Here is a 17,258-nt window from a genome sequence, read left to right as displayed (position 1 = left end):
CTCCCCCGACAGGTTCAATCTGCACAAAAAAATGGGTGGATGCACATACATATGTCAACGAGCAAACAACTGCTTATCGTCGACGACGACCAAGAGATCCGCGAGCTGCTCAATGAATACCTGACCAGGGCGGGTTTCCAGGTATTGACTGCGGCGGAAGGCAACGAGATGCGCCAGCAGCTCGCCCTGCACAGCCCTGACCTGATTATTCTCGATATCATGATGCCGGGCGACGACGGTTTTACCCTCTGCCAGCAGATCCGTCGCGACTCCCAGGTGCCCATCATCATGCTGACCGCCGCCTCCGATGAAGCGGACCGGGTGATCGGCCTCGAACTCGGCGCCGACGACTACATCGCCAAACCGTTCAGCCCGCGTGAACTGCAGGCCCGCATCAAGGCGCTGCTGCGCCGCGCCGAATTCCGCCAGCCGGAAAAAGAGAAGGAGCCGAGCCGCCGGCTGCGTTTTGCCGAGTGGACTCTGGACACCCTGAGCCACCAGCTGACCCACGACGACGGCAGCCTGCTGGATCTCTCCGGCAGCGATGCCCTGCTGCTCGGCATGTTCCTGCAGCAACCCGGCGTGGTGCTGGATAGAGACACCATTTCGGATGCGACTCGTGGCCGAGAGAGCCTGCCGATGGAGCGCGGCATCGACGTGCAGATCAGCCGGTTGCGCCAGAAGCTGGGTGACAACGGCAAGAGCCCGCGCATCATCAAGACCATTCGCGGCAGTGGCTACATGCTGATCGCAGAGGTACACGAGATCCCATGAGGACGAGGTGGTTCTGGCGGGCGCTGGTACCCCGCTCCCTGTTGTCGCGGATGCTGTTGCTGTTGCTGCTCGCCATCCTGCTCTCCCAGACCATACTCACCGGCATCTGGATGCAACAGATCCAGAAACGGGAGCTGGAAGGCATGCTCAGCACCACCCGCAACCTGGCGCTGTCGGCCGCCTCCACCGTCAACTTCTTCAAATCCTTGCCGCTGCAGTACCGCCATATTGCGCTGGACCAGCTGCGCAACATGGGCGGCAGCCGCTTCTTCGTCTCGCTGAACGAAGAGGAGATCCACATCAACGCCATCCCCGACAGCGAGCGCAAGACGCTGGTGCTCAAGGAAGTGCAGGGGGTATTGAGTCGCAAGCTCTCCGATGCCATGGCCATCAAGGTGGACTTCTCCCGCCCGGAAGAGCTGCACGTCTTCAACAACGACACCCTGCTGGCGGATCTGCCCTCCTCCTGGGCCCGCTACACGCTGTCGCTGGAGCCGCTCAATCCGCCCGTGCTGGTGACCCAGATCGAGATAGAACCGGGTGAGTGGCTCTATCTGGCGGCCTTGCTGCCCGCCCCCTACATGACGCTCGACGATACCGTCATGCCGAGCAACCAGGTGCGCTTCATCGCCCTGATGACGGTGTTTCTCTGCTTCTTCACCTTCCTGCTGGTGCGCTGGCAGACCCGTCCGCTGCGCCGGCTCGCCAAGGCGGCGGTCAACCTGGGCAAAGATATAGACCAGCCCTCGCTGAAAGAGGAGGGGGCGTCGGAGATCGTGGCGGCCACCCGTGCCTTCAACATCATGCAGCACCGCATCCGCCGTTATATCGACGACAGAGAGCGGCTGTTCAGCTCCATCTCCCACGATCTCAAGACCCCGATCACCCGGCTGCGGCTGCGGGTCGAGCTGCTCGACGACGAGGTGCAGATCGGCAAGTTCAACAAGGATCTGGACGAGCTGGAGCTGATGGTAAAGGGGGCGCTGCAGACGGTGAAAGACACCGATATCCACGAGAACATAGAGCAGCTGGACATAGACGCCATGCTGGAGCAGATGGCCGAGTCCATGAACCTGCACGACGAGCGGCTGACCATAGAGGGTCACTGCAAGCAGCTCTACCGTGGCAAGCCGCTGGCGCTCAAACGCTGCATCGGCAACCTGGTGGACAACGGCATCAAGTACGGCCAGAAGGTGCGCATCATCATCATGGACGACGAGGAGATGCTGATCCTGTTCATCATGGATGAGGGCCCGGGCCTGCCGGAGGATCAGTTCGAGCGCATCTTCGAGCCCTACTACCGGCTCAGCACGGATCTGGCCGGTACCGGTCTGGGCCTGGGCATAGCCCGCAACATAGCCCACGCCCACGGCGGCGATCTGGTGCTGGAAAATCGTCCACAGGGTGGCCTGCAGGCCACCCTCTCCCTACCAAGGCAGTAACCTTATGAAGTGGTTGTCTTTTTCTGTCATCGCCCTGTTGTCTCTGCCCGTTGCCGCCGCTCAGGTGGAAGTGTTGCATTGGTGGACATCCGGCGGTGAAGCCAAGGCGGTGGAGGTGCTCAAATCCGAATGGACCGAGCAGGGCAACCAGTGGAACGATTTCGCGGTGCAGGGCGGTGGTGGCAAAAGCGCCATGACGGTACTCAAAAGCCGGGCGCTGGCGGCCAACCCGCCGGAGGCGGCGCACCTCAAAGGCTATGAGCTGAGGGAGTGGGCCGGGCTTGGTTTCTTGCGCGATCTCACTCCCATGGCCGAACACCTCGGCTGGTACCCGCAACTGCCGCCCATGGTACGAGAAACCCTCAGCCAAAACGGCGCTCTGATGGCAGTGCCGACCGGCATACACAGAGTCAACTGGCTATGGCTCAACCGCAAGGTGTTCGACAAGCTGGGACTGACCCCGCCCACTGACTGGAATCAGTTCGTGACGGTGGCAGAGCAGATCAAACAGAAAGGGATCACACCGCTGGCCATCGGCAACGAACCTTGGCAGCTGGCAGTGTTGTTCGAGACGGTAGCGCTGGGCGAAGGAGGCAAGGAGTTCTATCGCAAGGCGTTCCTCGAACAGGACAACGCCACCCTGACCGGCCCCGACATGGTGCGGGTGCTGACCCGCTTCCAGCAGCTGCGCGCCTACGTGCCCAAGAGCTTCATCGGTTTGAAGTGGCACCAGGCCACCAACCAGCTGGAGACGGGAGAGGCCGCCATGCAGCTGATGGGGGACTGGGTGAAGGGGGAGTTGAGCGTCGGCAACTACCGGCCGGGTGAAGACATAGAGTGTCTGCCTAGTCCAGGCAGCGAAGGGTTGTTCAGCTACAACCTGGACTCCATCGCCATGTTCAAGCAGCGGGATCCCGCCCAGTTGCAGGCGCAGGGTGAGCTGGCCCAGTTGCTGATGACGCCGCGCTTCCAGCAGGAGTTCAACCGGGTGAAGGGCTCGATCCCCGCCCTCACCAAACCGGACATGAGCAAGTTCGATCGCTGCGCCATCCGTTCCTATCAGGATTTCTTGCAGGCAGAGCAGCAAGGCAACCTGCTGCCCAGCATGGCGGAAGGGATGGCGACACCGACCAACATGCGCCAGGCGATCATGGATGTGCTGAGCAACTTCTTCAACGACCCCAGGGCCAACCCGGAGCAGACGGCGCAGCATCTGGAACGGGCCATGCGCTCGACCCGCTAGCACCGTTCCCGACGACCAGAAACGACAAAGGCGGATACATCATCCGCCTTTGTCGTTGTGGGAGAAATCCGGGAGCTAAGAGTGATCGTTCTCGTCCTCATCTTCGTCGTAGTAATCGCTGAGCTCGATCCAGAGCCCCAGTCCAATCATCACCATGGAACCGAACCAGGTGCCTGTGTTACCGATCGGGCTGCCCATCACTATCATGGCGAAAGCCAAGAACCCCATGCCTGCGTAGGCTTGCAATCTGCCGTAGGAGACCTGCATATTCACACCTCCTTGTTGAATATGGTTCAATTTTTATATTACTCACAAGACGAGGACTAGATAGGGCCAGATAACACTTTGGTTACATATGCTGCTTCCAGTCCCAGTAGTTTGATTATTTTTTCGCCGTGAGTATCATTGGCAGCTGAATTGGTTGAAGGTTGATTATTAATGACTACTTTATTCTGCGATGCGACTCACGAGTTGGACGCAATCGGGCTTCGTTGCCCGGAACCCGTGATGATGGTGCGTAAAAAAGTGCGGCTGATGGCCCAGGGCGAGACCCTGCTGGTCAGCGCCGACGATCCCTCAACCACCCGCGACATCCCCAGCTTCTGCCGCTTCATGGATCACACCCTGATCGCCAGCGAGACAGAGCAGGCCCCCTACCGCTATCTGATCCGCAAGGGTCAATAAGCCCAGTTTCGGAGCAAACATGACAGCCATTACCCGAGTCGGCACCACCCAGCGTTGGTCAGACGTGGTCATTCACAACGGCACCCTCTATGTGGTGGAAGTCCCCGTGAGCGAAGAGGCCGACATTCACCAGCAGACCCGCGAAGTGCTGGCCAGCCTGCAACGCCTGCTGGAAGCCAACGGCTCCGGGGTCGACAAGATCCTGATGGCCAACATCTATCTCAAGGACATTGCGGACATCGCCACCTTCAACGAGCAGTGGGATGCCTGGATCCCGGCGGGTACGGCGCCTGTCCGGGCCTGCGTACAGGCCCGCCTGGCTCACGAAGGTTATAAAGTGGAAATCCAGCTGACGGCGGCCGTCTAAGCCGAGCGGGATGCCTGGCTCCTCTCACGCCAGCACCGCGCCTGTCCGTGCCTGCGTACAAGCTCGCCTGGCCCACGAAGGTTATAAAGTGGAAATCCAGCTGACCGCCGCCGTCTAGGCCCGCAGCGCTAGATAGCAAAAGGCCCCGCCATCGCTGGCGGGGCCTTTTTTGTTATCGGAAACCGGACGACTTAAGCGGTCGGGGTCAGGGTGATGGTCACCCGACGGTTCTGGGCCTTGCCTTCGGCGGTGCTGTTGGTGGCAACCGGCTGATCCGGGCCCACACCGCTGGTGGCGATGCGGCTGCCCGCTACGCCCTGACCAATCAGCTGGGCGGCGACGGCATCGGCACGCTCGCGGGAGAGCTTCATGTTCAGTTCGCGGGAGCCGGTGCTGTCGGTGTGACCGACCACGTTCAGCCGGGTCTTGTCGAACTCGGCAACCACCATGGCCACGCCGGACAAGGTATTGGCACCGGCCGCTTTCAGCTGGGCGCTGGAGCTGTCGAAGGTGACGTTGTTCGGCATGTTGAGGATCAGCTGGTCGCCACTGCGGGTCACGCTGACGCCAGTGCCCTGCAACTTCTCGCGCAGCTTGGCTTCCTGCACGTCCATGTAGTAACCGATACCGCCACCCAGGGCGGCACCGGCGGCCACGCCAGTCAGAATCCCCTTCTTGCGATCACCCTTGCTGGAGGAGAGCGCGCCCACGGCGGCGCCCGTCGCGGCGCCAGCCAGCGCCCCCCAGGCCCCCTTGGAGGTCTGGGATTCACCGGTATAGGGGTTGGTGGTACAGCCGGTCAGGGCAATGGTCAGTGCCAAAGCTGGCACCAGGATCTTGGCTCGCATGAAAAAACCTCTATGAATACAGTCCGGCACCATGCCGGGGGCCGGATTGTAACGCGCCACCACGCCATTGTCTGACGCAGGTCTGAACGGCTGGCGAGAGTGAGCGTTTTTTGCGCGCCGGCGGCGCCTAGCGGGCCAGATTCGGCTACAAATGCAGCCGAATTTGTCTCAAGGAAGAGGATGGTTGACGACTCCCGGCATTCGGCGTGACCGCTCGCCCCCTGGCGGAATCTGGCTCAGTCGATAAGCAGCCTCAGGCGGGCCGCTGACACTCGCCGTGGCAGGGACAGGTCACCAGATGATCGTTCACCATCCCCACTGCCTGCATAAATGCGTAGCAAATCGTGCTGCCGACGAAGGTGAAGCCGAGCTTCTTGAGTGCCTTGGCCATGGCATCCGACTCCTTTGAGGTCGCCGGAATATCGCCGTTGCCCTGCCGTTGATTGACGATGGGAGCGCCGCCGACGAAGCCCCAGAGGTAATCCGCGAAGTCGATCCCCTGCTCCTGCAACGCCAGATAGGCGCGAGCATTTTTGATGATCGACTGCACCTTGAGGCGGTTGCGGATGATGCCTTTGTCCTGCATCAGCCGCGCCACATCCTGCTCGTCGAACCGGACGATGAGCGTGGGATCGAAGTCGGCATAGGCACGGTAGTAGCTCTCGGTACGCTTCAAGATGGTGATCCAGGAGAGGCCCGCCTGCTGGCCATCGAGGCAGAGCTTGGCAAACAACTCGCGGGGATCGCGGACCGGCCTGCCCCACTGCTTGTCATGGTATTCGATATATTCCGGGTCCCTGGTCACCCAGGCGCAGCGCAGTTCCATTTCGTCTCCCTTCTTATTTGATCTGTTTCCCCGACCCTGCCCACTCTGCAGGCGGCATCGGTCACATCATATACCGAACATCCCGCTCAGCCAGGCACGGCGCAGCGCCATCCCTGAATCCCCTGTAATTTCGCCTATTATCCGACCATGCCAGACGGTATACTCCTTCGGTTCACATTCAGCAAATCTTGCTCTGATTTTCATTTCGCGCGAAAAAAATTATGCAAAAATTCGATGTCAAAACCTTTCAGGGCCTGATCCTGCAGCTGCAGGACTACTGGTCCCGCCAGGGCTGTACCATTATTCAGCCGCTGGACATGGAAGTGGGTGCCGGTACTTCACACCCCATGACCTGTCTGCGCGCTCTGGGCCCGGAGCCCATCGCCTGCGCTTACGTGCAACCGTCCCGCCGTCCGACCGACGGCCGCTACGGTGAAAACCCGAATCGCCTGCAGCACTACTACCAGTTCCAGGTGATCATCAAGCCTTCCCCCGACAACATTCAGGAACTCTACCTGGGCTCGCTGAAAGAGCTGGGTATGGATCCCGAAATCCACGACATCCGCTTCGTGGAAGACAACTGGGAAAACCCGACCCTGGGTGCCTGGGGTCTGGGCTGGGAAGTGTGGCTCAACGGCATGGAAGTGACTCAGTTCACCTACTTCCAGCAAGTTGGCGGCCTGGAGTGCAAGCCGGTGACCGGCGAGATCACCTACGGTCTCGAGCGTCTGGCCATGTACATTCAGGGCGTGGACAGCGTCTACGATCTGGTCTGGTCCGATGGCCCGCTGGGCAAGACCACCTACGGCGATGTGTTCCACCAGAACGAGGTGGAGCAGTCTACCTACAACTTCGAACACGCCGACGTGGACTTCCTGTTCCACTGCTTCGAGCAGTACGAGAAAGAGGCCCAGCACCTGCTGGCACTGGAAACGCCGCTGCCGCTGCCCGCTTACGAGCGCATTCTGAAAGCCGCCCACTCCTTCAACCTGCTGGATGCCCGCAAGGCCATCTCGGTCACCGAGCGTCAGCGCTACATATTGCGCATTCGCACCCTGACCAAGGCCGTGGCCGAGGCCTACTACGCCTCCCGCGAAGCGCTGGGCTTCCCGATGTGCAAGCGCAGCGACGAAGAGAACAAGCAAGGTTAAGGAACGGACATGGCACAACATACATTTCTGGTAGAGATCGGCACCGCCGAGCTGCCACCCAAGGCCCTGCGCTCCCTGGCCGAGGCCTTTGCCGACAACTTCAAAGCTGAGCTGACCAAGGCCGACCTGGCCTTCGGCGACGTCGAGTGGTTTGCCTCACCGCGCCGCCTGGCGCTGAAGGTGCACGCGCTGGCCGGCGAGCAGCCGAGCAAGAGCGTCGAGAAGCGCGGCCCGGCCGTCTCCCAGGCGTTCGATGCCGATGGCAAGCCGACCAAGGCTGCCGAAGGCTGGGCCCGTGGCAACGGCATCACCGTCGAACAGGCCGAGCGTCTGGTCACCAACAAGGGTGAGTGGCTGGTTCACACCGCCAAGGTCGAAGGCCGTCCGGCCAAAGATCTGCTGGGCGAGCTGGTCGCCTCCGCACTGGCCAAGCTGCCCATCCCCAAGATGATGCGCTGGGGCGACAAGACCATCCAGTTCGTGCGTCCGGTGTTCACCGTGACCCTGCTGCTGGATGGGGATCTGGTGCCCGCTCACATTCTGGGTATCGACTCTGCCCGCATCCTTCGCGGTCACCGCTTTATGGGCGAGAGCGAGTTCACCATCGACAACGCCAGCCAGTACCCGCAGATCCTGCTGGAAAAAGGCAAAGTGGTTGCCGACTTCATGGCGCGCAAGGCCAAGATCAAGGCTGACGCCGAAGCGGCCGCTGCCGCCTTCGGTGGCGTTGCCGATCTGGACGACGCCCTGCTCGAAGAGGTCACCGCTCTGGTCGAGTGGCCGGTCGTGCTGACTGCCAACTTCGAAGAGAAGTTCCTGGCCGTACCGGCCGAGGCGCTGGTGCACACCATGAAGGGTGACCAGAAGTACTTCCCGGTCTACGACAAGAGCGGCAAGCTGCTGCCGAAGTTCATCTTCGTCACCAACATCGAGTCCAAAGACCCGAGCCAGATCATCAGCGGCAACGAGAAGGTGGTGCGCCCCCGTCTGTCTGACGCCGAGTTCTTCTTCAAGACCGACCTCAAGCAGACGCTGGCTTCCCGCCTGCCGCGCCTCGAAACCGTGCTGTTCCAGCAGCAGCTGGGCACCGTCAAGGCCAAGGTCGAGCGCATCGAGACCGTCGCCGGCTTCATCGCCGAGCGCATTGGCGCCAATGTGGCTCAGGCCAAGCGTGCCGGCCTGCTCTCCAAGTGTGATCTCATGACCAACATGGTTGGCGAGTTCGCCAGCACCCAGGGTGTCATGGGGATGCACTACGCCCGTCACGACGGCGAAGACGAAGTGGTGGCCGTGGCCCTGAACGAGCAGTACATGCCGCGCTTCGCCGGTGATGCCCTGCCGTCCGCTCTGGAAGCCTGCGCCGTGGCGCTGGCCGACAAGCTCGACACCCTGGCCGGCATCTTCGGCATCGGCATGCTGCCCAAAGGCGACAAGGATCCGTTCGCCCTGCGTCGCGCCGCCATCGGTGCTCTGCGCATCATGACCGAGAAGCAGCTGGATCTGGATCTGGTTGAACTGGTTGAAGAAGCGGTACGCGTCTACGGCGACAAGCTGACCAACAACACCGTCGTCACCGACGTGGTCGACTTTATGCTGGGCCGCTTCCGCGCCGCCTATCAGGACGAAGGCATAGGTGCCGATGTGGTGCTGGCCGTACTGGCCCGCCGCCCGACCCGTCCGCTGGACTTCGATCGTCGCGTCAAGGCCGTCAGCCACTTCCGCAGCCTGGATGCCGCACTGGCATTGGCTGCTGCCAACAAGCGCGTGAGCAACATTCTGGCCAAAGTTGAAGGCGAATTGCCGACTGCCGTCAAACCGGAACTGCTGCAAGATGCCGCCGAGAAGGCGCTGGCCACCCAGGTTGCTGCCCTGCAAGCCGAACTGGCGCCGCTGTTCGCTGCCGGTGACTATCAGACTGCCCTCACCCGTCTGGCCGCCCTGCGCGAGCCGGTCGACACCTTCTTCAACGAAGTCATGGTGATGGCCGACGACGAGGCCCTCAAGGCCAACCGTCTGGCGCTGCTGAACAACCTGCGCAACCTGTTCCTGCAAGTCGCGGATATCTCGCTGCTGCAGTAGCGAAGATTGCCTGTATTACCTAAAAATGGCGCCATAGGCGCCATTTTTTTACAGATGGATTCAATACAAGAATCACTGTGTGATAAGGTGAGTATTTTTATGACATGAGTCATTATCAATAGGATAAAGGAACCTAAATTGCCTAAAGACTCTAAGAATGTCGCATCAAAGCATTTTTCCGGCGAGATATTCGACAAGCCGTTAATAATGGAAGGTTTTATAGAAAGTGAGCCTACACGTTATATCGCTGAGATGCCATACGATTTAACTAGATATGAATTTAGCATAATAAAAAAGCCTGATAACACAGAAATGTATTTTAATTTGTTCGCAGGTGCTACTATAGGCTTACTAATATCGATCATTGGAAAAGTTGCCGCCTCCTTAGTAGCTAAAGAAGACCCTCAACTGGCTGGATGGGAAATAATATCATTAGTCATTGGTTTATTAATTTGCCTAGTAACAAAGCGTTTCGTTAAATCTAATGAAGACAAAGAGAAGGAAGATTTACTAAACGCGATAGAAGAACACTTCATCAATAACAAAAAAAGAAAACTACATGTTACTAAGGGAGAATGGCAATGAAGATTAATTCTCTTCCCACCAACTATAAGGCACCGAGTAGTATTTATATCGGTAGTAACATCATATCTAATGTTAATACCTTGATAGATTTCAAAGGATTTGCCCCCATATTAATAGGTGATGGCAAGATTCCCAGGATATGGATTAATATACCAGCCAAACAAGATGGCTCAGAGTGGTACCCATTGGTAAAAGATAATTTCTCTACAAACCCGTCAGTTCTTGTAATTAAAAACGGAAATAGAGTTAAAATAACTACGCCAGATGGCGTGATAATTGACTGTGAAAAAGAAAAAAATGGGAGTGTTACAGTTAATAAATTAAATTTAAAACCTTTTGGTTTAAATGTTTACTCAGATGAAAAAAGCATGAACATTATGAATGCAACTTTCTCATCAAGCAAATTTTCAAACATGATGTCCGTAATTGGCATTAGCTAACAATTTCAGTTCGTAGGTTCGATTAGCCGTCAGGCGTAATCGGACGTTCGCGTAAATAGATTCTCCCGCCATAACGGCTAGCCGAATTTTCCCTCCGGCTGGCCACCTCTGTTGCACGGCAACAACCACAACCAAAGCCTCTCGATCGTCCGATTACGCTGCGCTAATCGAACCTGCAGAAGCGTTGGCTGGCGGTAGGTACATGCAGGTTGGCACCGAGCGTAGTGAAGCCCAACGTTTACCGCGGATAACCACGCCCCCTCATCCCCAGGCCTTCTCTTCCTTGTCCATATCGCGAGAAAAGGGGCAGTCCGCAGTTTGTAGATGCTGTCTGACTTGGCTACTACCCTGGCAGTCATCTGGGTGATATGGCGGTATCTACAGGCATGACTGGCGAGTGGACAAGCAGTGCCAGGCTGCACAAACGTCCGATTCTATTGCGCTTAACAACAAGCCTGCCATCCCTCACCGCTGCTATGATGCTGACTCCAATTCATCAACGACCGAGATATCATGCAACGCAAAACCATGATCCTGCTGTTTGGCACCCATCTGCTGGTCGCGGCGGCGGGCTTTGCCGCCGGCATCTATGCCCTGCCGATCCTGATCGCGCCTGCCGCGCCGAGCAGTGAACAGGTGGCAGCCCGTCAGCAAAAAGCGACCTTTAACGGCACCTTTCGCCGGGACCTGAAAGACAGCGACCGACTGCACTGGGGCGAAGGCAAGGTGAGCATAGGGCCCGATGCCATCAGCCTGATGGGCAAGCTGGCGCCGGGGCCCGATTACCAGCTCTATCTGTCGCCGGAATTTGTCGAAACTGAGGCCGACTTTGCCCGTCTGAAGGCTCAGATGGTACGGGTCGGGCCGGTGAAAACCTTCGACAACTTTGTCGTGCTACTGCCTGCCGATATCGACCCGGCCCGTTACAACAGCGTGATCGTCTGGTGCGAAACCTTCAGCCAGTTCATTACCGCCGCCCGTTATCAGGATGGACGCGAGGCACAGTGACGTTTCTCTGCCTGGCCAACGCAATAGAGACGGGCTGACATCACTGTCAGCCCGTTTGCTGCCTGATCTGTGTTATCAGTTGCGATTCGGCTGGGTCATCTCCTCTATCAGCTGATCGATATTGCCCACCACCAGCTCGGAGTTGCGCTCGATCTCGCGGTAGAGCGCCTCTGCCTCCTCCTGCTTGTGCTGGTTTTTGAGGTCGATGATCTGCTGGATCACCTGATGCAGTCTGGCGTGAGGGGCCGCGATGGCACGGAAGGCAACATGATCACCACAACAGGTCTGTCCCTCGCCGAAGTACCAGCGACCGAGACGGCACTCCCTGTCACTCACCGCCTCCTGGCGGGAGAGAGATTCATGGCCATCGAGGTAAGCCCGCACTCGGCTCTTCCAGCCCATGTGAGCCGCGCGGGCTCGTCCCAGCACCATCTGCACGTTGGTGCCATCCTGGAACTGGCCGGCCAGATCCCCCAGCTTATCCACCAGGGTCGCCACATGGCTGGCGATCTGAGCGGTATCGCGCGCCACCTGGGTGGTGGCCTGGGAGATCTCGTGCACACTGACGATGTTGCGGGTGATCTCGTCGCTGACCGAGGATTGCTCCTCCGAGGCGGTGGCAATCTGGGCATTCATGTCGCGGATGCTGTTGACCGCCCCCTTGATGCGACCGAGCGCATCCCCCGCGCGGTTGGCCCGCTCTACCGATTCGCCCGCCTGCTGGACACTGTGCTCGATCATGGTGACCGTGGTGCCCACCGCCCGCTGCAGTTGTTCGATGGTGGCACGGATCTCGGCGGTTGAGTGCTGGGTACGGCCCGCCAGCGAGCGCACCTCGTCCGCCACCACCGCGAAACCGCGTCCCTGCTCGCCGGCCCGGGCGGCCTCGATGGCAGCGTTGAGCGCCAGCAGGTTGGTCTGCTCGGCAATGGACTGGATCACCGCCAGCACGGAGCCAATCTGCTCACTCGCCTTCGCTACCTCCTGCACTGTGTGGCCGGCATGGGAGATCTCCTGAGCCAGCTGTTCGATCATGCTGACGCTCTGCTGCACCACCGCATCGCCGGTCACCGCCTGATTGTCCGCCTCACTGGCTGCCTCGGCGGCCTTCACCGTATTGTGCGCCACCTCGTGCACAGTGCTGGTCATCTCGGTCATGGCGGTAGCGAGCTGGGTGGTCTGCTCCTGCTGGCGCGTCATGCTGCCCAGGTTGCCGACGGCGCTGCGCGACAGTCGTTCACTCTCGCCGGCCAGCTCGCCCAGGGTGCTGGTGAGCTGGCTGATGGTATCGCGGATCTTGCCGACGAAGGCATTGAAGGCGATCCCGAGGCGCCGCGTCTCATCGGAACCTTCGACCGGCAGTCGGCTGCCGAGATCGCCGGAGCCGTTGGCCAGCGCCTCCAGCGCCTTGATGCTGTTCTGCAGTGGCCGGTTGAGGCGACCCAGCAGCAACGCTAGCGCCACCCCAATCAACGCAGTACCGAGCAGGGCTATCATCCCCATCTGCCAGATCTGCTTGGCCAGCGCGGCGGAAACTACCCCGTGATCCCGCGCCAGTTCTATGATGCCGACCGCCTTGCCGGAGAAGTCGTACAGCGGGGCCGCCACCACCAGGAAGGTGTTTCCCTCCTGCTGGATGCTAACAAAATGCGGCTCGCCAGCCAGCACGGCCTGATACCAGTCGGCGCTTTCGTTGAGCAGGCTGTTGCCGGTCAGCATGACCGGCTTGCCCTGATCGAGCAGGTAGATCGCCAGACGGCTGCTCTTCTCCAGCAGATCGCCAAAGAGCGAGGTATCCAGCGCGCGACCAAACTCAACGGAGCCTACCGGCTTGCCCTCGAAAGTCACCGGCACCACGCCACGGATACCGGTTCCCCCCAGCCCCGTTTCCAGCCCGCCCACCGGCTGATGGGTGCGGTTGACCTCCACCACAGCCAGCCGGGTGGTAGCGAGATCGTCGCCGTGCGTCTGGGGCTTGTGAACCCGGTAGAGGGAGGTGGCGGGCGGCACGTGGAAGTGGAACTGCTGGATCCCCTGCGCCTTGAGGACGGGCCAGACCGGATCGAACAACCTGGCGAGGGTCTGCCAGTCCTGCTCGGCAACGGCTTTGGCCGCATCCGGCCGCTGTGCGATCAGGGTGGCGGCCAACATGACTTCATGCCGGGTGTTGCGTAGCACTGCATCTATATTCTGCAGCTGGGTTTTCAGCTCGGTTTGCTCGGCCATCATGGCTCGCTGACGGTTTTCAAGCAGGTTGAAAGAGAGCAACACCACGGCGAGCAATACGATACCGCTGATGGTCAACAGGGTGATCTGATGACCGAGCTTGCGAGGGGGAAACATGAGACACCATCCTTGACAGTCATATCCAACCTAGAGCATGGAACGGATAGCTTGGACGTTCATCAGAACTTCTCTTTTTGTTGATAGTGATCAAACCATCGACAGGGTGGGAGTGAGGCAGATCACATTGCGCGCCTGTTCGACAGCGCCGGCAACAAAACGGCGCCCCAAGGCGCCGTTTTGTTGCATGCCACCGGTGACGGCGGCTGGCTGTTTAGCTGGCTCAGCCGGTATAGACGGGCAGCAGGCCAGCCATGTTGAGCAGGTGGAACGCTGCGGTCAGTACCCCGAACAGGAAGACGCCGGCGATCATCGGCATGCCGCCCGGCGCCCGGAAGCCCTCCTGTTTGTCACCTTGCTTGCCCTTGCCGGCGCGCACCTTCCAGGCCAGCAGGGCCGGGATGATGCAGGTCCACAGGGTGGCCACGGCGCCCGCGTAGCCGATGGCCATCAGGAAGCCGAACGGGAACAGCAGGGAGAGCAGCAGCGGCGGCAGGAAGGTGGCCGCCCACGACTTGGCGCGGCCACCGCGGCCGTTGTCGAACTTGAATAAATCCGCCAGATAGTCGAACACCCCCAGTCCCACCCCGATGAAGGAGGAGAGGATGGCGGCCATGGAGAAGAGGTTGAGGGCGCTGGCGACCGCCTCGGATTCGATCACCGAGGCCAAGGCCTTGAGCAGCACATCGACGTTGCCGCCCTGGGCTACCACAGGGCCGAACTCGCTGCGCGGCAGGTTGCCGAACACGCTCACCAGCCAGATGAGGTAGAACAGCAGGGCGATGGCGGTGCCGCCGAGAATGGCGTAACGGGCGCGGCGCTCCTCACCGTAGTAGGCGCGCATGGACGACACCGAGTGGTGATAACCGAACGAGGTGAGCGCCACCGGCAGCATGGCCAGCGCATAGGGGGCATAACTGGCGTGCTCGCTCAGGGTGTCGAACAGCAGGGTCGGCTTGATGTTGAGCGACAGCCCAGAGATGCCGAACACGAAGCTCAGCCCCATGGCAATGACCAACACCACTGAGATGCGATCCACCGCCCGGGTGGAGTGCCACACCAGACCGGAGAAGCCCAGGGTAAACAGGACTGAGCCCAACTGGCTGCCGATGCCGGTCATGCCGTCGATGATGAGGCCGGCCGAGGTGATGTAGGCGTAGAGCAGGATGCCGCCGACGAAATAGACGGTGAGGTTGTTGAGGGCGTTGAGCTTCTCCCCCAGCAGTTCGCGGGTAACGGTATCGAACGACACGCGCAGCGGATAGCCCTGATAGGACTCCAGCAGCATCCAGCCGGAGAGCGTCATCACGATCATGGTCAGGGTGATGGCCAGCACCGACCAGATGGTCCAGGCGCCCGCCCCCGCACTCGGCAAGCCCAGCATGCCGGCCCCTACACAGACGCCGGCAATGATGCATGCCCCGCCCACCAACGATGGTTTCTGTCCCATTTACTTCTCCAAAGACGATTGTGGATCTGATCGCGACCGCGGACCGTTGCATGTGCTACGCCGGTTGTCATGGTAGATCGCGCTCATCTAGGTGCCGGCGCCCGGCGCTGGCTGCTTCGCAAGGGAAGCAAGGTGCACTCAAGGCAGGCTGCCGGCCCGACACGGCAGCATGGCCGCCATGTCGGGGAAGGGACTTTACCTTGCTACCCCTCAGGTATCAAATGCGGGTGCATCTTCAGGCTGCCCGGCGGGCCCTCAACAGACAGCCTGCAACTCGCTCCTCACTACTCAATGGGTCAGTTGCGGCAGCAGCTGCAGCAGCTGGGCGCGATCTGCCAGCGGCGTCTGACTGACCCAGATACCCAGCAGGCCGTAAGCGAGCAGCGGCAGCACCAGCAGCAACAGGCAGAGCAGCCCCAGCAGCTGGCGGGGCGCGAGCCGGCGCCCCTGAGTGCCAAAGTGCAGCGCATCGGCCCGCTTGGGGCAGGCGGCCACGCAGCTCAGGCAGCTGGTGCACTCGAGACTGCGCACCGCGATGAGCTGGTGTACCTGGATACGCGATGGGCAGGCCCGGCTGCACTTGTCGCAGTCATGGCCCGCACTTCGCAGGCAACGGGCCGGGTCACGGCGAATGCGCAGTGGGGTCAGCAGGCCGAGCAGGGCCAGCCAGGCGCCATAGGGACAGAGGTAGCGGCAGAACCCTTGCCGGAAGGTGGCGGTGAGCAGCAGCACCCAGCCGAGGCACAGACCCGAGGTCAGGGTCAGGTTGAAGAAGAAGGCCCCCATCTTCATGTCCGCCGCCTGATGGTAGGGGCTGGTGAAGTAGCCGGGCAGGGCGGCGCTTGGCACCGCGATCAGCACGATAAACAGCAGGAACGCGAGCACCAGAAACTTCTGGCCGCGCAACACGACATCGAACCAGCGCGGTGGCGTCCACTCCCCCGCCAGCCATCGGCTGCGCAGGCCGTGCAGCCACTCACCCACCAGCCCGAGCGGGCAGAACCAGGCACAGAACGCCCGCCCCAGCAGCAGGGCCGACAGCGAGAGCACCAGCACCGTGATAGTGGCCGCCGGATGGTGTGGATCCACCAGCCCCTGTCCGAGCCAGGCCCGCAGCCCGAGGCCGCCGGCAATGGGCAGGAAGCCGTCCACCACGTCCGGGCGCACCAGCCAGGGGCTCATCCCCTGCCCCAGCTGCCAGACATGCAGGCCGTACTGCAGCGTCACCAGCCCCCAGCAGAGCAACAGTAGCTGGCGCGTGCGTGCCCGCAACCACTGGCTGTCGAGCGCCTCGAGGGCGGGCAGCGGCCGCCAGTGGTGCCAGAGGGCAAGCGCGACGGCCACCAGCCCCACGCCGAGCCAGAGCAGGCTGTCCGCCGCCAGCAACCAGAGCATGAGCAGCAGACCGAGGGCGAGGCGCCACTGCCAACCCGATCGCGCCTGCCACGCCAGCAGCACCAGATAGGCCAGGCCGGCGGCCATGGTCATCGCTTCAATCAGGCTCATGCATCTCCCTCATAGCACTCATGCGGATAAGGGGGCAGGATAACGAACATCTGAGTTGATTATTTTGATCTGCATGGGCAGAGGGGGACATTTGCGCCCAATGCCCCTCCCCATGGTTGAACCTTATGCTTTGCGGCTATTGAACAGCGGCTGGTCGGATTCGGCCTGCTCGGCCCAGAAGTGGATGTTGAAGCGGGCATCCTCCGACAACTCGACCCTGTGCCAGTACTGGGGCGGGCTGATGGCAAACTCCCCAGCTCGGATCACCAGGCTTATCTCAGGCTCCTCGGCCTGCTCGTCGGCAAAGCCGTGATAGGTGACGGTACCCTCCATCACGCAGAGCTGGCCGAACACCCCGGCCGCCGTGTTGTGGTGAGTGAGCAGGGCTGCGGGTACGCTCTGGCGGGTAAAGAAGGGGGTGGAACGGCGCACTACCCAATCTGTAGGAATAGAATGGGCGGGAATAAGGTGCAGTGACATAGACATTCTCCTCAGATGGCCGGGTCGACCCG

At 60.5% G+C, this 17,258-nt stretch carries 17 protein-coding genes and 2 pseudogenes; 11 read left to right on the top strand and 8 right to left on the bottom strand.

Translation table 11 applies throughout. From position 1 onward, the window contains the following. Window positions 1-51 precede the first annotated feature (51 nt). The 3 genes from ACW5XD_RS19800 to ACW5XD_RS19790 are packed head-to-tail and all read left to right on the top strand — an operon-like array spanning window position 52 to window position 3,459. A complete protein-coding gene (locus ACW5XD_RS19800) occupies window positions 52-774 on the top strand; it encodes a response regulator (RefSeq protein ID WP_005320571.1) in 723 nt (240 codons plus the stop codon). Further along, window positions 771-2,216, top strand: coding sequence for an ATP-binding protein (locus tag ACW5XD_RS19795; RefSeq protein WP_456496350.1), 1,446 nt, complete (start codon window positions 771-773; stop codon window positions 2,214-2,216). Before ACW5XD_RS19800 ends, ACW5XD_RS19795 begins: the two co-directional genes overlap by 4 nt. Window positions 2,217-2,220: 4 nt before the next feature. Then, window positions 2,221-3,459: an ABC transporter substrate-binding protein gene (locus tag ACW5XD_RS19790; protein WP_456496349.1), complete on the top strand. Its 1,239-nt coding sequence runs from the start codon at window positions 2,221-2,223 to the stop codon at window positions 3,457-3,459. Window positions 3,460-3,534: 75 nt separating this feature from the next. Here the strand turns inward: ACW5XD_RS19790 and ACW5XD_RS19785 are convergent, their stop codons facing one another. Continuing rightward, window positions 3,535-3,726, bottom strand: coding sequence for a hypothetical protein (locus ACW5XD_RS19785; RefSeq protein WP_456496348.1), 192 nt, complete (start codon window positions 3,724-3,726; stop codon window positions 3,535-3,537). 171 nt (window positions 3,727-3,897) lie between these two features. Here ACW5XD_RS19785 and tusA point away from each other — a divergent pair, with 171 nt between their 5' ends. Together tusA and ACW5XD_RS19775 are read left to right on the top strand one after the other, a co-directional pair. Next, a complete protein-coding gene (gene tusA / locus ACW5XD_RS19780; protein WP_290023139.1) occupies window positions 3,898-4,143 on the top strand; it encodes a sulfurtransferase TusA in 246 nt (81 codons plus the stop codon). A 19-nt stretch (window positions 4,144-4,162) separates the two neighbouring features. After that, on the top strand, window positions 4,163-4,510 hold the full coding sequence (locus ACW5XD_RS19775) for a RidA family protein (RefSeq protein WP_456496347.1): 348 nt from the start codon (window positions 4,163-4,165) through the stop codon (window positions 4,508-4,510). Window positions 4,511-4,701: 191 nt separating this feature from the next. Here the strand turns inward: ACW5XD_RS19775 and ACW5XD_RS19770 are convergent, their stop codons facing one another. Then, complete coding sequence (locus ACW5XD_RS19770) at window positions 4,702-5,358, bottom strand: OmpA family lipoprotein (RefSeq protein ID WP_456496346.1); 657 nt, start codon at window positions 5,356-5,358, stop codon at window positions 4,702-4,704. A gap of 253 nt (window positions 5,359-5,611) precedes the next feature. After that, the gene (locus tag ACW5XD_RS19765) at window positions 5,612-6,184 is read right to left on the bottom strand and encodes a DNA-3-methyladenine glycosylase I (RefSeq protein WP_456496345.1); all 573 of its coding nucleotides are present in this window, start codon (window positions 6,182-6,184) and stop codon (window positions 5,612-5,614) included. 221 nt (window positions 6,185-6,405) lie between these two features. On the opposite strand from ACW5XD_RS19765, the gene glyQ reads away from it, so the two are divergent. The 5 genes from glyQ to ACW5XD_RS19740 all read left to right on the top strand — a co-directional run bounded on the left by glyQ (window position 6,406) and on the right by ACW5XD_RS19740 (window position 11,447). Next, the gene (glyQ, locus tag ACW5XD_RS19760) at window positions 6,406-7,335 is read left to right on the top strand and encodes a glycine--tRNA ligase subunit alpha (RefSeq protein WP_042651628.1); all 930 of its coding nucleotides are present in this window, start codon (window positions 6,406-6,408) and stop codon (window positions 7,333-7,335) included. 9 nt (window positions 7,336-7,344) lie between these two features. After that, window positions 7,345-9,414, top strand: coding sequence for a glycine--tRNA ligase subunit beta (gene glyS / locus ACW5XD_RS19755; RefSeq protein WP_456496344.1), 2,070 nt, complete (start codon window positions 7,345-7,347; stop codon window positions 9,412-9,414). Window positions 9,415-9,552: 138 nt separating this feature from the next. Continuing rightward, entirely contained in the window at window positions 9,553-9,999 is a 447-nt protein-coding gene (locus ACW5XD_RS19750) for a hypothetical protein (RefSeq protein WP_456496343.1), read from the top strand. Beyond that, window positions 9,996-10,439: a hypothetical protein gene (locus ACW5XD_RS19745; protein ID WP_456496342.1), complete on the top strand. Its 444-nt coding sequence runs from the start codon at window positions 9,996-9,998 to the stop codon at window positions 10,437-10,439. The genes ACW5XD_RS19750 and ACW5XD_RS19745 overlap by 4 nt, the downstream gene beginning before the upstream one ends. Before the next feature lie 513 nt (window positions 10,440-10,952). After that, window positions 10,953-11,447, top strand: a complete 495-nt coding sequence (locus tag ACW5XD_RS19740) for a DM13 domain-containing protein (protein ID WP_456496341.1) — start codon at window positions 10,953-10,955, stop codon at window positions 11,445-11,447. Between the two features lie 75 nt (window positions 11,448-11,522). On the opposite strand, the gene ACW5XD_RS19735 is transcribed toward ACW5XD_RS19740, so the two are convergent. Next, a complete protein-coding gene (locus ACW5XD_RS19735; RefSeq protein ID WP_456496359.1) occupies window positions 11,523-12,596 on the bottom strand; it encodes a methyl-accepting chemotaxis protein in 1,074 nt (357 codons plus the stop codon). Here ACW5XD_RS19735 and ACW5XD_RS19730 point away from each other — a divergent pair. Beyond that, window positions 12,567-12,725, top strand: a pseudogene (locus tag ACW5XD_RS19730) (hypothetical protein); the annotation flags it as partial. The gene ACW5XD_RS19735 and the pseudogene ACW5XD_RS19730 overlap by 30 nt on opposite strands. A gap of 21 nt (window positions 12,726-12,746) precedes the next feature. Here ACW5XD_RS19730 and ACW5XD_RS19725 read toward each other — a convergent pair. The 4 genes and pseudogenes from ACW5XD_RS19725 to ACW5XD_RS19710 all read right to left on the bottom strand — a co-directional run. Continuing rightward, window positions 12,747-13,673, bottom strand: a pseudogene (locus tag ACW5XD_RS19725) (cache domain-containing protein); the annotation flags it as partial. Window positions 13,674-14,013: 340 nt separating this feature from the next. Further along, window positions 14,014-15,240 carry an aromatic amino acid transporter gene (locus tag ACW5XD_RS19720; RefSeq protein WP_024945476.1) on the bottom strand — a complete coding sequence of 409 codons (1,227 nt, stop codon included), beginning with the start codon at window positions 15,238-15,240 and terminating at the stop codon, window positions 14,014-14,016. Window positions 15,241-15,528: 288 nt separating this feature from the next. After that, window positions 15,529-16,746 carry a 4Fe-4S binding protein gene (locus ACW5XD_RS19715; RefSeq protein ID WP_456496340.1) on the bottom strand — a complete coding sequence of 406 codons (1,218 nt, stop codon included), beginning with the start codon at window positions 16,744-16,746 and terminating at the stop codon, window positions 15,529-15,531. A 123-nt stretch (window positions 16,747-16,869) separates the two neighbouring features. After that, on the bottom strand, window positions 16,870-17,226 hold the full coding sequence (locus tag ACW5XD_RS19710) for a DUF1971 domain-containing protein (protein WP_456496339.1): 357 nt from the start codon (window positions 17,224-17,226) through the stop codon (window positions 16,870-16,872). Window positions 17,227-17,258: the final 32 nt, after the last annotated feature.

The sequence above is a fragment of the Aeromonas enterica genome (assembly GCF_054052465.1).
Note: the sequence above shows the minus strand (reverse complement) of the source record. Positions and strands in the feature narration are given on the sequence as shown.